Below are 14,768 nucleotides of genomic sequence, written 5' to 3'. Positions count from 1 at the left end.
GAATTTCTGGCTTGATTTGCGTTGTTGAGTAAGATCATTCGCCCACAGTCTTTGAATCGTCTGTTGCGTCCATTGCTGATCACTTGCTGCGGCACCGCTCTTGTCGGCGCGGCTGCGTGGTCGCTCGTCGGTATGGTCGCGATGAACAGTTCCTTCACGCATGGTTCGGGCCGCCTGCTGCCCAAACCGCAGCTCCATTTGGCCGAGAAGACAAAGGAGCGCGCCTGGGACAAACACGCCAGGGTCAACCAGGCGACGCGGCTCGTCGCGGCCGCTGCGACGCAGCCGGCCGTGGTCGCAAGCCTGACGCCCAGCGAAGCGAGATTCGCGCGCGATCTTGAATTTCCGAAAGATGCCGAAATGCTCGGCAAGAGCGCGCGCCTGGCGGCGGCGGTGAAGCAAGCGGTATTGGCGTCGGAAAAGCTCGCCAGCAATTCCGCCCCCTCCGCTTCCGCGCAATCTCGCCACCAGGCCGCAACGCTGAGCGTGCCTGCGTCGGAACGCTTCGCCCCGATGACCGGCGGTTTCGCTGACAAGCCGGCAGTCCAGCTCGCCTATGCCACCCCCTCTCAGAGCCATGTGGAAGGCAGCGCGTTTTCCGCCGTGCTGACCGCGCCCGTCGAGGACGATCTCGCCGAACAGCCGGAACCGGACGCAGCTGACGACACGGCCACACTGCCGAGCCATGAGGACACGCCGTCTGTCGGTCCCATGCCGCAGTTCCGCCCGCGCACAGAACAAGTGCAGAAGCCTGTTGCGGAAACCGAGAAACCTGAGGCCGAGCAGGCCGAAGTCGAGGCTGCGCCAAAGACCGAAGAGACCGGGAAGACCGGCGAACGCGAAGCGCCGGCAAAGCCGAAGCTCGCCTATGCCCGGCCGGAAGATCCGACGGAAAACAGTTCCGGCACCGGCTTCGGCCAGGCGCTGCGCAACATTTTCGGCAGCGGAGCGAAGGCAGGAAATGGCGTCGCCGTCTACGACATCACCGCGGCCAAGGTTTACATGCCCGATGGCAGCGTGCTCGAGGCCCATTCCGGCATCGGCAAGATGGCCGATAATCCGCGCTACGTGGGTGTCAAGATGACCGGGCCGACCCCGCCGCACATCTATAATCTCAAGATGCGCGAGACGCGCTTCCATGGGGTCGAGGCGATCCGCATGCTGCCGATCGACGGAAAGAACAAACACGGCCGCGACGGCTTCCTGACCCACAGCTATCTGCTGCGCGGCAAGCGCGCCGAATCCCATGGCTGCGTCGCCTTCGCCGACTATCCGCGTTTCCTGACCGCCTTCAAACAAGGCAAGGTCAAGCAGATCGTCGTGGTGCCGAGCGGCGGACGCGCGGCCGGCACGCGCTTGGCATCGAACGGCAGGAGCTCCTGACAGGAGGCGCCGAACAGTCGGATTGCAGGAGAGAGACGGCAAAGGTCTTTCGCCAATGGGGAACGAGCATTAAGATCCGGGCCTCTACAGGAGCGAGAACGAAGAGGACCGGGAGCCCGTCATGTGCCGAAACATAAAACCCCTGTTCAATTTCGAGCCGCCGGCGACGGACGCGGAGATCCATGACGCCGCGTTGCAGTTCGTGCGCAAACTGAGCGGAACAACCAAACCGGCCAAGCGCAACGAGGCGGCCTTCGAGCACGCCGTCAATTCGATCGCGGCCTGCGCCCGGGAATTGCTCTATTCACTCGAAACGTCGCAGCCGCCGCGCAACCGCGAAGAAGAAGCGGCCAAGGCCCGCGCCCGAAACGCGATCCGGTTTGCCTGAGATAAAACGGCGCCGGCAATAGCCGACGCGCTTTGTTCCCTATCCACTGGGAGCGCTCCTCACGCCTTGGCGGCGAGCGCGCTCAATTCTTCAAGGTCGAGGTCCCGTTCCAATTCGTGCAGCGTCTCGTCGTCGATCTCGCCGGCGCGATGAAGCCGGATGAGTTCGCGCCGTCCGGTTGCGACCGCTTCGAGCACGACGTCGAAATGGGCATGAAGAATGGGCGCGTAGTGCTCCGTGCGCTCGGCGTAATCGACGATCGACACCGCCCGGCGCTGATACCTATCGAGCAGTTGCGGATGGATGAGGGTGCCTCCGCCATCATAAGCGTGGCTCTGAATGGTCACGAGTTGCGCCTGCGCCATGGCCGCCTCGGCCTGGCTCATGCTGAGGCGCGCCTTTTCCGATGGCGGCTCGACGAGCCCCGCCCATGCGATCACCCGCCCGAGCGTGGTGCCCTGGACGAGCACGGTCCCCAAGATGACGGCAAAGGATGTCACCAGGATGAAGTCGCGACCGGGAAAGCCCTCCGGTATGCTGAGGGCCAAGGCCAGCGTGACAACACCGCGCACACCTGCCCAGGAGACCACCGTTGCCGCGCGTGCCCCAAGCGGCCGATAGCGCTCCATCCCAAGGGCGTTTCCGAGGCGGATGGCGAAATCCGAGCCAAACACCCAGGCAAAGCGCGCGACGGAGAGCGCCACGAGAATTGCTAGGATTGGCCACCACATGGTGGCGGCGACGACATCGAAGCCGCCTCCGCGCTCGACGACGCCGCGAAGCGACAGGCCGATCAGAATGAAGACGGCAGCCTCCATCAGGAAGACGATGACGGTCCAGAACGACGAGCCGCGCATGCGCGTTGCCGCCGTGAGCACGGTGTGCTGGTGCCAGCTTGCGATCAGGCCGGTGGTGACGGTGGCAATGACGCCTGAAACATGCAGGAACTCGCCGAGCAGGTAGGAGGTCCAGGACAGCAGGGCCGTGGCCGCGATGATCAGGTATTCGTCGCCAAGACGGCGCGCAAGCAGGACCCAGGCCGTGCCGATGGCGGTACCGACAAGGGCGCCGCCGATCGCCAGCACGAAAAAGCTGCCGACCGCTTCGCTCGCGCTGAAGGCCCCGGTGACGCCGGCGGCAATCGCGAAGCGGAAGAGGACTAGGCCGCTCGCGTCGTTGAGCAGGCTTTCTCCCTCGAGCAGGATCTGCAGCCGCCGAGGCAGCCGCACACGCTGCAGCACGGCACGGGCCGAAACCGCGTCGGGCGGCGACACGATCGCCCCTAGCGCCGCGCAGGCGGCCCAGGGGAGCGAGGGGAAAAGCAGATGCGTGACCACGGCGACCACGGCACAGGTGAAGAACACCGCGCCGATCGCCAGCGAGGCGATGCCGATCAGATGCCGGCGCAGTCGGCCAACGGCGATCGTCTATGCGCCGCCGGCCAGCAGTGCGACGGAAGGCGGTGACCCGAACCTGTCGGCGACATAGTGCAGGGCGATGATCGCCACAAACATGCCAATCACCAGCTCGAACAAATGTGTCGGTTCCACGCGCTCTGCCTCCACCCCTCCAGGATGAGGGCATTACAGAACGCGCTTTGCCGAAACGCAATTGGCGCGGCGGTTTGAGCGGAGAAAACAGGCGCGGCCAGAAAAGAAAAAAGGGCCGACGGAAGACCGCGGCCCATAAGGTGTGAAGGTCAATAAACCTCCAGAGGGGAACAGCTGCTGCGGCGGCATTGGGAGGAGAACCGCCATATGCATCAGCTGTGTGCTTTATGCCTGATTTTTGACCACCTGGAAAACAATTATTGTGCAATGCAGCTATGCGTGCACCGCACATGAGGAGGCGCACGTGATACGCGGTTGACTCCGGGCACTCGGCGCGGCGTGTTGCAGAACCGTGGCGGAACGGCGCCTGCTGCCGAAGAAAGATCTGGATAGAGGATCGGGACCGGCGCAATGCACCGGTCCCGATGATATAGCTGCTACACTAGCGACCGTGGGATCGGCCGCATGTGCATGCTAGAACGGTTTTCTCGATCAGAAAGCCCGACGTCATTGCTCCCCGAGTTGTCCGCATTCTATCCACCGGTTGTGCACAGGCCGATCGTGTCCCAACACCTTGGCAGATCTGCCATTTCCGCACCTCTGTGATTAGTGCCCTTTTCACCGGGAGCAATGGGCGTATTCGTCCGTGACCTCACGCCAGCGATGCAAGCCGGGTTTCCGCATCGATCAGGCAGGCCGCGATCGCAGCCACCAGCAACAAACCGGCAAAGGTGCCGATTGCAAGCCCGAAGCTCTGGGTCACCAGGATGCCGATCAAGGAAGGAGCGAGCAGACCGCCGAGGCGCGCCATGCCGCCCGCCGCACCCATTCCGGTTGCTCGAGACTCCGTTGGATAGAGCTCCGGCGTATAGGCGTAGAGCGCGCCCCAGGTGCCGAGCAGCGCAAAACTCATGATGAGCAGCGACGCTGCGATGATCGTCGCCCCATCTGCCACGACGAAAAGCAGGCAGCTCAAGGCGGAGAGAAGACAAAAGCCGACCAGCGTCGGCCGGCGTCCCCATGTCTCGACGCCATAGGCGGCGAGCGCGTAGCCTGGGATTTGCGCCAAAGCGATCAGAACGAGAAAACCATAACCGCGGACGAAGCCGAAGCCTTCTCCCGCGAGCCGCGGCGGCATCCAGGTGAAGACGCCGTAGTAGGATACCGAAACGAGGAACCACACGGCCAAGATCAGAAGACTGCGGCGGCGCAGATCCCCAGAGAAGATGCCGGCACCCGGTGAGGCCGCAGGAAGTGCGATCGATACGGTCGTTTCGAGCTGAGGGTGACGATTGGTGACGAGCATCTGGTTGACGATGGCTTTTGCCTCGGCAGCCTTGCCCGCACGAAGCAGATAGAGCGGCGACTCCGGAACGAGGAAGCGCAGGCCGAGGCCGAGCACCGCCGGGATGGCCGTGATCGCGAAAATATAGCGCCATGCGTCCGTGAGTTCCGCGAGCGCGACGAGCCATGCCGCCACCGCCACGATCAACGTTCCCACGGCCCAGAACCCTTCGAGCATGACGAGCCAGCGACCGCGGCTTCGGGCGGGCAGGAACTCCGACATCATGGCGTAGTCGACCGGCAGGGTACCGCCGACTGCAGCACCCGTGAGGAACCGCAGGAACAAAAGGACGCCGAAGCTGGGTGCGAAGATCGATAGCATGCCGAAGATGGCATCGCAGGCCACGGTGACAATCAGCACCCGCCGCCGACCGATGCGATCGGCAAGCCGACCAAAACCAACCGCTCCGATCAGCATGCCGAGAAAGAACAGGGTACCGGTCTGCAGTGCCTGCGGAAGCGTCAGACCGAACGTCGCGGCGATGGAGGCTGCCGTGAAACCAACGGCAAGAACCTGCATGGCATCAGCCGCCCAGACCAAACCGAAGATGCCAATCAAGCGGTACTGATAGGGTCCCGTGCCGGCACGGTCGAGCGCTTCGTTCATCGTGATCGTCGTCATTCCGTCCTGCCTTAGAAATCAATGCGCGGACACTACGTCGGCAGATCGAACTTGAACAGCGGCCCTCGAAGCGGCATCGGATCGGCTGTACCGCGCCAAAAACGGTTCGCGCCGCCTTGCAAGGATTCTTTCGGAAGAAATCCGAAGTGGTATCCGCGCGGACATCACACACGGAAAGATCGTCATCAGAGACCGGTTTCGCGCTCTTAACTGGAGGATGAGGTCGTCAGCCGGCATCTTGGTCGCGAGCGCATAGAGGCGGCGTCCCGGCCGATCGGAGGACGACGGTCAGCCTCGGTCAACATCGTGTCCGTTTTCGACGAGCCACGAGTCGTGAAGCCACTTTTCCGTGCCGCGATGGCCCGGGAATGTGATCCAGTTGATATCGCGCTCGAACACCATGACCTTGCGGTCCGCGCCGACGATGACCCACATCCAGAGGCCATCGGCCGTATTCCGCATTTTGACTTTCATGCCCGTCAGGGTCAGATCTTCCGTGCGCCCATTGCGGGCGACCCGCAGCGGCTCGTCATAGGGGTCGATCCAGCTGATCTTCAGCACCGGCAGGAGATCAGGTGCCGCGTCGCGCAGGAAATCGATGGCGATCGCCTGCGTCTCCTCGCGCGTCGGCAGTTGACCGCCAACCAGAGCAAGGTCGATGCGAGCGAACCCCTTGAGCCGGCCATCCGCGGCGATGACGGTGCTGAAATGCTCGCCACCAAGCGCCGCGTTGCGGCCATCCGTTCGCTCATAGCGCACAAGCTCGGCGCCCTGACCGTCCAGAGTGGCAGGGCGTCGAGCGACCTCATCGTAGCCAACCGGCATGACTGTTCTGATGACGGTCGCCACGGACTGCGCCGAAAGCGTTGCCGATTTCATGGACGTTCCCTTCTGAGTTTCCGCAAGCGCAATGCTGGCCGTGGTTGGCGAGAAGACGAGACCGAGAGCAGCGAGCGCAATGAGGGGGCGTATGCGAGGCATGTCAAAACTCCTTCGGTTGGCTTGGAGACCGGGTGAGGCAATATGTAACTTGACGTTAAGTGTAGATCGTGGACGCAATTGTCCCCGCCGGCCTTGCTCTAGGTCCGCCTCGCTTGCGCGATCAGCTCTTGCATACGGGTAATGTTGGATTCCAGGTCGCGTTTGAATGCAGTGAGTTCATCAAGCTGGGCATCGGCGTTGACGAGCTGGGCCTCCAGGATTTCCAGTACCCTTTCCTTGCCCTTGATGCCGTTTGCATCCTCGAAATAGAGGTCGATGACGGCGGCGATTTCGTCGAGGCGCAGGCCGAGTCGCTTGAGTGCGGCGATCTTTTCCAGCCGCTTGACGGCCACTTCGTCATAGTAGCGATAGCCCGTGCCCTCACGCTCGGCTGGCTTCACCAGCCCGAGGCGCTCGTAATAGTGGATCGTGCGGTGGCTGACGCCTGCACGTTCCGACAGTTCTCCAATCTGCATGAGGGACGACAAATGGCACCCACCTAAACCTGACGTTGGGTGTAGATCTAGGATATAGGCCTATGTTCGTCAAATATTGGCCTTCGCTCGAAGGCCTTTGACCCGTCAGTAGGGCGAGATGCAAATCTGCCGCGGACCGTAATAGGGCTGGAACGTGTCGTCGTAAGCCCTGTAGGACCGGTAGCGGGCATAGCACCAGCTCGTATGCGCGTTGCCGCCATAATAGGTCTGCCGGTAATAGCGTGGCGCATAGTAACGCGGGCGATAGTAGGTCGGGCCGCCGTAATAGCCTTGGTTATAATAGCCCTGATCGTAGTAGCCCGAGCCATAATAGGGCTGCGCCAGCGCTCCACCGATGATCGTACCGAGGGCCAGTCCGCCGAGCGCCCAGGCCCAATCGTCGTCGCCACCGTTGTGGTGCCCGTGATGGTAACCGCCACCGTAACCACCTCGGTAACCACCGCGGTAACCGCCGCGGTAACCGCCACCGTATCGTCTGTACTGAACCAGTTGCGCTTGCGTCGTTTCGATCTTCGGGACGTCCGCTGCTGTGGGAAATGCCATGGCTGGCGAAACGCTGGTCAGCGCCGACGCCATGGACAAGGCAATGATCGTTAGCCTATTCATTGGCTTACCTCCATTTTCCCCGCTTGTCCTGAAGTATACATCGGAAAAGGCGCAGAAGCACTGCGTTTTGACGGTGCGCGACGCCGGGTATGGCGCGCAACCCGACGCGCCTCTTTCGAACAACCGCACGCGGCATCCGCTTGGCCGCACACGACGGATCGGGTCGCCGGCATCCCCACGCCCCGCCGGCTGCCGCCTTGACCGTGGCGGATACACAAACCCGCGAGTCATCACCAATTATTTCATTATCCGCAATTCAATCGAAATCATTATTGCAATTCAGCAGCGCAACCCGGTCGGCTACACCTGTTCTCACCAAACCAGTTCACCCCAGACCGGCCAAGGCCGGGCACCGACGCCCCGCTTGCCAACCAGCTCAAAGAGGAGAAAGCCCATGTCCAGCAAACTCGAAGTCCTGACCCCCGCAAACAGCCAGCTGATCTTCATCGACCAGCAGCCGCAGATGGCCTTCGGCGTTCAGTCGATCGATCGGCAGGTGCTGAAGAACAACGTCGTCGGTCTCGCCAAGGCGGCAAAGGTCTTCAACATTCCAACCACCATCACCACCGTCGAAACCGGGTCCTTCTCCGGCCACACCTATCCCGAACTGCTCGCCGTCTTCCCGGAAAACGACATTCTCGAACGCACCTCGATGAATTCCTGGGACGATCAGAACGTCCGCGATGCCCTGGCCAAAAATGCCGCCAACGGCCGCAAGAAAATCGTCGTCTCCGGGCTGTGGACCGAAGTCTGCAACACCACCTTCGCGCTGTCGTGCATGCATGACACCGACTACGAGATCTACATGGTTGCCGACGCCTCCGGCGGCACCTCGGCCGATGCGCACAAATACGCCATGGACCGCATGGTCCAGGCCGGCGTCATCCCGGTGACCTGGCAGCAGGTCCTGCTCGAATGGCAGCGCGACTGGGCCCACAAGGAAACCTACAATGCCGTCACCACGCTGGTGAAGGAGCATTCCGGCGCCTACGGCATGGGCATCGACTACGCCGTCACCATGGTTCACAACGGCGACGAACGCGTCCGCCACGGCAAGACGATCGGCCCCAACCCGGCGAAGTGATCCCGGCCCGGACCAGCGAACATCCGCAATCGCTTCGGCGTGAATGGCAAGGCTGGCCCCGCAGGGGGCCGGCCTCTCCGTTTATGCGATGTCATCGTCAAAAGAAGATGCAGGAAGCTCGCGAGCGTCACCTGGGGCGGAAGCCCGCCCTGGTTCTGCGGCCTGGGATCGCGCAGCAGCAGGACAGCGGCTAGGGCTTTCTGGTGGTGATCCAGCTTGGGTCACCTCGTGTCGCAAGCCCTGTCGCGGGCGCTCGATTGCGACCTTGGCATTAAGGAATACAACTGCTTTCCAAATTCGATTGACAATTTGGATCCTCGCGCGCATTTTAGAAAACAATAGTTTTCCTAATTTGGCGACGGGCGTTTTGGACCGCCCCGCCACACCGGGGAAAGGAACCGGCCATGAACCAGCACACGCCAATCGCCATCATCGAAAACCCCTCGCCTACTGCGGAGACAATGCCGACCATTCGGCTCCCCGAGGAACTGCCTGCGATCTTGCCTGCCGTGACTCCGGCCTCGAACATGCCTGCAAAGCGGTGGCTGCGCGGCCTGCTCTTCGCCTCCGTGGCCGTCGCGGCCGTGGCGGCCGCTGCCGATTTCGGGTGGGGGTACTGGACGACAGGCCGCTTCCAGGTGTCGACCGACGACGCCTATGTGAAGGCTGACAGCACGACGATTGCGCCCAAGGTCTCCGGCCATATCGCCGAGGTGCTCGTGGCCGACAACGAGCGGGTAAAGGCAGGACAGATCCTCGCCCGCATCGACGACCGCGATTTCAAGGTAAGCCTCGAACGGGCCATGGCCGAGGTCGAGGCAGCGGAAGCCAACATCGCCAACAAGCAGTCGGCCCTGGTGGCTCAGCAATCCGCGATCGACGCGGCAAGGGCGACTGTCGAGGCCGACAAGGCCGACCAGACCTTTGCTGAACAGGACGACAAGCGTTACTCCGAGCTTGCCAGACAGGGATTCGGCACCATCCAGAATGCCCAGCAGGCGGCCTCGCGCATCATGGCCGCCCGTGCAGCGGTAACGCGTGACACGGCGGCACTTGCCAATGAAACCAAGCAGCTCGACGTGATCAGGGCCGAGGTCGCCCAGGCGAAGGCAGCACTCGACAGCGCCAAGGCGGCGCAGGACCAGGCTCGCCTGAACCTCTCCTACACCGCTCTTGCCGCCCCCATCGATGGCGTGATCGGCAACCGCACCCTGCGGGTCGGTCAATATGTGCAGGCCGGCACCCAACTGATGGCGGTCGTCCCGACGGAGGCGGCTTACATCGTCGCCAACTACAAGGAGACCCAGCTCACCGACGTCTATCCCGGCCAGAAGGTGACGGTCGAAGTGGACACCTTCCCGGGGCAGGTCTTCGAGGGTCACGTCGACAGCATCGCGCCGGCGAGCGGCCAGGAATTTGCGTTGCTGCCGCCGGACAATGCGACGGGCAACTTCACCAAGGTGGTGCAGCGCATCCCGGTCAAGATCGTGCTCGACCGCGGAACCCCACGATCGGTGACCTTGCGGCCCGGCATGTCGGTCTACCCGACCATCGCCACCAACCCGACGGCGACCGAGGTCGCGTCAAAGTCGGGAAAGATCTACTAGAGCGCCGTGCGTTCAAGTGAACGCATAGACAAGGCAGGAGGGTGTTATGTCCACCATTGCTGATACAGTTGCGCCCGGTTCGCTGCCAGCCGCTGCGGAGCCATCGGAAAAGGCGAGCACGACGGCATGGATCGCAGTGCTCGCCGGCCTGATCGGTGCCTTCATGGCGATCCTGAACATCCAGATCACCAACGCCTCGCTGCTCGACATCGAGGGCGGGATCGGCACCGGCGTCGACAACGGCGCCTGGATATCGACCTCCTACCTGATCGGCGAGATCGTGGTGATCCCCCTTACCGACTACTTCAGCCGCGTCTTCTCGTTCCGGCGCTATATCCTGGCAAATGCGATCCTGTTCCCGATCTTTTCCGCGGCTTGCGCCTTCGCCCATGACCTCGGCTCGATGATCGTGCTGCGCGGTCTGCAAGGCGTTGCGGGCGGCGTGCTCATCCCCATGGCTTTCACGATGATCCTGACCCGGTTGCCCAAGACGCAGCAGCCGTTCGGATTGGCACTCTTCGCCCTGTCCGTCACCTTCGCGCCGGCGATCGGCCCGACGATCGGCGGCTACCTCACCGAGAACTACGGCTGGCAGTCGATCTTCTTCGTCAACACGCCCCCAAGCATCATCATGGTGGTTGCGCTCTACTTCACGCTCGAGAAGAAGCCGATGCAATTGTCCTTGCTCAAAGAGGGCGACTGGGCCGGCATCGTCACCATGGCGATCGGGCTCTCGGCTCTACAGACCGTGCTCGAGGAAGGCAATAAGGACGACTGGTTCCAGTCGCCGTTCATCGTCAAGCTCGCCATGATCGCAGCCGTGTTTCTGACCGCCTTCGTCATCATCGAGCTAAAGGTCGAAAAGCCGCTGGTCAAGCTACGCCTGCTCAAGCAGCGCAACTTCGGTGTCGGCGTTCTCGTCAACGTGCTGGTCGGCGTGGCGCTGTTCGGCACCGTTTACATCCTGCCGCAGTATCTGGGCCAGGTGCAGCGCTACAATGCCGAGCAGATCGGCTTCGTGCTGGCCTGGACCGGCTTGCCGCAGCTCCTCATCATTCCGCTCGTGCCGGCACTGATGAAGCGGTTCGACGCGCGCTACGTCGGCTTCGTCGGCATCAGCATCTTCGCAGCGAGCTGTTTCATGAACACGACGCTCTCGCTCGACAGCGCCGGCGACCAGTTCTTCGTGCCCAATATCGTGCGCGCCATCGGCCAGGCACTGGTGCTGACGCCGATCACGGTGATCACGACCGCCGGCATCGCGCCTGGCGACGCGGCCGCCGCCTCCGGCCTGTCGAACATGCTGCGCAATCTCGGCGGCGCGGTTGGAACGGCCACGCTCGCGACTGTGTTGACCAAGCGGGAGCAGTTCCATTCTAACATCATCGGCCAGTCCGTCACGCTTTCCCGCGATGAGGTCCGTGACCGGATCAGCGATCTGACCCAGCACTTCATGACCCATGGCGTATCCGACGTCGCGGTTGCACAACACAAGGCGATCGCCGTGATCGGCGCGACGGTTCACCGCCAGGCGCTTATCCTGGGGTTCAGTGATACCTTCGCGGTGATCGGCACTGTGTTGGCGCTCGCCGCCATCGCCCTGCTTTTCACCCGGAAGATCCAGCTTGGCGGCGCAGGTGCGGGCCGCGCCCATTGAATGTCTGCAGGTCAAAAGACGTGCACTGAAAGGAGGCAGGTTATGAGCAATTCGACGCCCGGTCGTCTCTTTCTGGACGACCTCTATGTGGGCCAACGCTTTACAAGCGGGACCCACACGATCGACGCAGCACAGATCAAGGCTTTCGCTCTGCAGTTCGACCCGCAGCCGTTTCACATCGACGAGGCGAGGGCCAAGGACACGCTCTTTGGGGGTCTGGCTGCAAGCGGATGGCACACCGCCGCCATCACGATGCGTCTCAATGTCGAGACGGGCCTGCCATTTGCCGGCGGTCTCATTGGCGCCGGCGGAGAAATCAACTGGCCGGCTCCGACGCGCCCCGGGGACACGCTGCATGTGGAAAGCGAGGTCCTGGAGATCATACCTTCCCGCTCGAAGCCTGATCGAGGCATCGCCGTCGTTCTCAGCAGCACCATCAACCAGCACGGGGAAGTGGTGCAGAACCTCAAGGCCAAACTCGTCCTCCAGCGGAAAGCGGCGGGTTGACGCCGATTTAGCTCGAATATGCAGAGGCGGGCGACTTTCATTCCGTCGAGACGAAATCGTCCTCCCGAGAGTTCAGCAGCGCCGCCAGCGTGCGGAGGCCAATGTCGAGCTGATCCATTGCCGGACTGGCCAGCGCGAGCCGGACCGCGTTGGGCGCGTGGCCCGGCGTGATGGCGAAGGTCGTCGACGGGGTCAATGCAATGTCGCGCCTGGCGGCAGCCGCAACAAACGTCTGCGAACGCCAATGGGGCGGCAGCGTCAGCCAGAGATGGTAGCACTTTGGGTTGGCCTTGACCTCGAAGCCCTGGAGATGAGCGGCGGCCAGCTTCTGCCGCGCCTGCGCATCAAGGCGTTTCATCGTCATGAGCGCGGCAACGGTGCCATCGGCCATCATCCGCTCGGCCGCCGCAAAGGCAAATCCCGTCGCGGTCCATCCACCCGAACGCACAGAGGCGATCACACTTTCCCGTAGCCGCTCGGGCGGCACGATGAAGCCGAGCGCCAGGCCGGGCGCCACCTTCTTGGAGAGGCTGTCGACGACAATGCAGCGATCCGGTGCGAGGGCGGCAAGCGGCGGCTCGTCGTCAAGGAACCCATAGACATTGTCTTCGATAACAGGAAGATCAAGCATCTCGACGACCCGCAGAAGATCGGCCCGGCGCGCCTCACTCATCGTCGCGCCCAGCGGATTCTGGACCGCCGGCTGGATGTAGATGGCCGAGAGATGCGCCTCGCGATGCGCTTTTTCAACGGAGTCGGGGCGCACCCCGCCTTCGTCCATCGAAAGCGGCACCAACGCAATTCCGAGCCGAGCGGCAATGCCCTTGACGAAGGGATAGGTCAAAGCCTCGACACCGCAGCGCCCGCCCGCCGGAACCACAGCCGCGAGAGCCGCAGCAATGCTCTGCCGGCCATTGCCGGTGAAAACGAGGTGTTCAGGACTGGGCGACCAGCCGCCCTTGGAGAGATGCGCTGCTCCAATGTTTCTGATCGCCGGCGTTCCGATGCTGATCGCCTGGCGCGATGCAACGTCGAGCAAGGCAGGAGCAGCCAACCCCTCCAGGCTTCTTGCGATAAGCGCTGTCTGGTTGGGCAAGATCGGGTAGTTGAACTCGAAGTCGGTACGGACACCACGCGGCTCTGCGAGCGCCGCCACGCCTCGCCTCGCCTCCCCGGAGATGAAGGTGCCCCTGCCCACTTCGCCGACGACGAGACCGCGGCGCAACAACTCGGCATAGACGCGGCTTGCCGTGGATACGGCAATCTTGCGTTCATAAGCAAAGCTACGCTGCGGCGGCAGGCGGTCGCCCGGCCTGAGCGACCCAACCGCAATTTCCGCGGCGATCGTGTCGGCAAGCTTCAGGTATTCCGATCTCGACATTATTGCACCGAGTACAATGTTTCAATTGCACCGAGAATTATATCGGAACATTCTATTCTCATCAAATCCCATTCGCCCGGAACCGCGACGGTTTCGCAGGCCCGAGCGCTCTTTTCGAAGCGCGCTCAGGCTGGCGGCATCGCACGCCCGGAGCAAGGGCTGGAAACGAGACAATGCCTGTATTTCTCAACCAACCGACCACTGTCGCGTTCAACGCGCGCGAATGCGGAGGCACTCCGATGGAACTGACCGTCCCGACGATCCTGGTCGCCTTTGCCGGGGTATTCCTGATCTGCTTCATGAAGGGGGCGTTTGGCGGAGGCTTCTCCATAGTCGGCATCCCGCTGCTGTCGGTCGTGATGGACCCGGTCACCGCTGGCGGCCTTCTCGCGCCGCTCTTCGTGGCGATGGATCTGTATGGGTTGCGCTACTTCAAGCGGGCAACCTGGTCTGGCCCCGACCTCGCGCTGCTGCTTCCGGGGCTCGTGATTGGCATCGGGCTCGGCTATCTGCTGTTCCGCTTTCTCGATCACCGCACCGTCGCGATCGTGATGGCGGCAACCACCTTGCTTTTCGTCGGCCTGTGGCTGGCAAGGGGCGCAGAGGTCACGGCACGCCCACGCTCGACCCCGAAGGCGATTTCTGCCGGTCTCGCCTCAGGCATAACCACGATGGTCGCCCACTCGGGCGGACCGCCGCTGGCGATGTATCTGCTGCCGCTCGGTCTCAGCAAGGAGGTCTACGCGGGAACGACGAGCCTCTTCTTTACCGTCGGCAATGCAACCAAGGCCCTGCCGTGGTTGTTGCTGGCGAAGCCAACCGCCGATCTCGGAGTGCTGATGGCGATCTGCCTGCTCGCCATTCCAAGCGGCGTTACGCTCGGCTGGCGGCTCCAGGGCATGCTCGACCAACGGCAGGTCTATCGCGCCTGCTATGGATTGCTGGTTCTGGTGGCGCTGAAACTACTATGGGACGGCGTTTCCGGCTTTCTGGTCTAACCGTCGTATCGCCCACCTGCGCAAAGAAGATGCTTGCGACGGAGCAACATCTCGCGCCATAGGGGCGTATTGCGCAGGCTGCGCCCGCAAAGCTTTTCACTTTGCGTATTGACCTAAGTTTCTCAAAGGGTTGAAGTGCTCTGGCCATTCAAGCGAGGTACTT

12 protein-coding genes and 1 pseudogene are annotated in these 14,768 nt (G+C 62.5%); 7 read left to right on the top strand and 6 right to left on the bottom strand.

All coding sequences use genetic code 11. The features are described from left to right. Nucleotides 1-141: 141 nt before the first annotated feature. Entirely contained in the window at nucleotides 142-1,383 is a 1,242-nt protein-coding gene (locus tag AC070A_RS07300; protein WP_494773560.1) for a tlde1 domain-containing protein, read from the top strand. A gap of 121 nt (nucleotides 1,384-1,504) precedes the next feature. After that, nucleotides 1,505-1,771: a DUF2277 domain-containing protein gene (locus AC070A_RS07295; RefSeq protein WP_057255194.1), complete on the top strand. Its 267-nt coding sequence runs from the start codon at nucleotides 1,505-1,507 to the stop codon at nucleotides 1,769-1,771. 59 nt (nucleotides 1,772-1,830) lie between these two features. Here AC070A_RS07295 and AC070A_RS07290 read toward each other — a convergent pair. The 5 genes and pseudogenes from AC070A_RS07290 to AC070A_RS07270 form a co-directional block, all read right to left on the bottom strand. Further along, nucleotides 1,831-3,321, bottom strand: a pseudogene (locus AC070A_RS07290) (cation:proton antiporter). Nucleotides 3,322-3,973: 652 nt separating this feature from the next. Continuing rightward, nucleotides 3,974-5,287: an MFS transporter gene (locus AC070A_RS07285; RefSeq protein ID WP_112996514.1), complete on the bottom strand. Its 1,314-nt coding sequence runs from the start codon at nucleotides 5,285-5,287 to the stop codon at nucleotides 3,974-3,976. A 288-nt stretch (nucleotides 5,288-5,575) separates the two neighbouring features. Then, entirely contained in the window at nucleotides 5,576-6,268 is a 693-nt protein-coding gene (locus tag AC070A_RS07280; protein WP_200964215.1) for a hypothetical protein, read from the bottom strand. Between the two features lie 98 nt (nucleotides 6,269-6,366). After that, nucleotides 6,367-6,756, bottom strand: coding sequence for a MerR family transcriptional regulator (locus AC070A_RS07275; protein WP_200964214.1), 390 nt, complete (start codon nucleotides 6,754-6,756; stop codon nucleotides 6,367-6,369). 93 nt (nucleotides 6,757-6,849) lie between these two features. Further along, entirely contained in the window at nucleotides 6,850-7,371 is a 522-nt protein-coding gene (locus AC070A_RS07270) for a BA14K family protein (RefSeq protein ID WP_112996515.1), read from the bottom strand. 394 nt (nucleotides 7,372-7,765) lie between these two features. On the opposite strand from AC070A_RS07270, the gene AC070A_RS07265 reads away from it, so the two are divergent. The 4 genes from AC070A_RS07265 to AC070A_RS07250 all read left to right on the top strand — a co-directional run bounded on the left by AC070A_RS07265 (nucleotide 7,766) and on the right by AC070A_RS07250 (nucleotide 12,226). Then, complete coding sequence (locus tag AC070A_RS07265) at nucleotides 7,766-8,455, top strand: hydrolase (RefSeq protein ID WP_218373016.1); 690 nt, start codon at nucleotides 7,766-7,768, stop codon at nucleotides 8,453-8,455. A gap of 404 nt (nucleotides 8,456-8,859) precedes the next feature. Beyond that, the gene (locus tag AC070A_RS07260) at nucleotides 8,860-10,062 is read left to right on the top strand and encodes an HlyD family secretion protein (protein WP_057251277.1); all 1,203 of its coding nucleotides are present in this window, start codon (nucleotides 8,860-8,862) and stop codon (nucleotides 10,060-10,062) included. Nucleotides 10,063-10,108: 46 nt separating this feature from the next. Continuing rightward, nucleotides 10,109-11,719, top strand: a complete 1,611-nt coding sequence (locus tag AC070A_RS07255) for a DHA2 family efflux MFS transporter permease subunit (RefSeq protein WP_112994022.1) — start codon at nucleotides 10,109-10,111, stop codon at nucleotides 11,717-11,719. Nucleotides 11,720-11,761: 42 nt separating this feature from the next. After that, nucleotides 11,762-12,226 carry a MaoC family dehydratase gene (locus AC070A_RS07250; protein WP_057251275.1) on the top strand — a complete coding sequence of 155 codons (465 nt, stop codon included), beginning with the start codon at nucleotides 11,762-11,764 and terminating at the stop codon, nucleotides 12,224-12,226. A 37-nt stretch (nucleotides 12,227-12,263) separates the two neighbouring features. Here the strand turns inward: AC070A_RS07250 and AC070A_RS07245 are convergent, their stop codons facing one another. Further along, complete coding sequence (locus tag AC070A_RS07245) at nucleotides 12,264-13,607, bottom strand: aminotransferase-like domain-containing protein (protein ID WP_112994023.1); 1,344 nt, start codon at nucleotides 13,605-13,607, stop codon at nucleotides 12,264-12,266. Nucleotides 13,608-13,846: 239 nt separating this feature from the next. Between AC070A_RS07245 and AC070A_RS07240 the strand changes: the two genes are divergently transcribed. After that, nucleotides 13,847-14,605 carry a sulfite exporter TauE/SafE family protein gene (locus tag AC070A_RS07240; protein ID WP_057251285.1) on the top strand — a complete coding sequence of 253 codons (759 nt, stop codon included), beginning with the start codon at nucleotides 13,847-13,849 and terminating at the stop codon, nucleotides 14,603-14,605. Nucleotides 14,606-14,768: the final 163 nt, after the last annotated feature.

Source organism: Ensifer sp. GW101-20A05 (assembly GCF_059424735.1).
The sequence above is the reverse complement of the archived record's forward strand: the minus strand, read 5'-3'. Positions and strand labels throughout refer to the sequence as shown.

Bases quoted from the DNA above. Each gene is read 5' to 3' on its own strand.
- AC070A_RS07300 (WP_494773560.1), top strand. From the start codon at position 142: ATGAACAGTTCCTTCACGCATGGTTCGGGCCGCCTGCTGCCCAAACCG.
- AC070A_RS07295 (WP_057255194.1), top strand. From the start codon at position 1,505: ATGTGCCGAAACATAAAACCCCTGTTCAATTTCGAGCCGCCGGCGACG.
- AC070A_RS07285 (WP_112996514.1), bottom strand. From the start codon at position 5,287: ATGACGACGATCACGATGAACGAAGCGCTCGACCGTGCCGGCACGGGA.
- AC070A_RS07280 (WP_200964215.1), bottom strand. From the start codon at position 6,268: ATGCCTCGCATACGCCCCCTCATTGCGCTCGCTGCTCTCGGTCTCGTC.
- AC070A_RS07270 (WP_112996515.1), bottom strand. From the start codon at position 7,371: ATGAATAGGCTAACGATCATTGCCTTGTCCATGGCGTCGGCGCTGACC.
- AC070A_RS07265 (WP_218373016.1), top strand. From the start codon at position 7,766: ATGTCCAGCAAACTCGAAGTCCTGACCCCCGCAAACAGCCAGCTGATC.
- AC070A_RS07260 (WP_057251277.1), top strand. From the start codon at position 8,860: ATGAACCAGCACACGCCAATCGCCATCATCGAAAACCCCTCGCCTACT.
- AC070A_RS07255 (WP_112994022.1), top strand. From the start codon at position 10,109: ATGTCCACCATTGCTGATACAGTTGCGCCCGGTTCGCTGCCAGCCGCT.
- AC070A_RS07250 (WP_057251275.1), top strand. From the start codon at position 11,762: ATGAGCAATTCGACGCCCGGTCGTCTCTTTCTGGACGACCTCTATGTG.
- AC070A_RS07245 (WP_112994023.1), bottom strand. From the start codon at position 13,607: ATGTCGAGATCGGAATACCTGAAGCTTGCCGACACGATCGCCGCGGAA.
- AC070A_RS07240 (WP_057251285.1), top strand. From the start codon at position 13,847: ATGGAACTGACCGTCCCGACGATCCTGGTCGCCTTTGCCGGGGTATTC.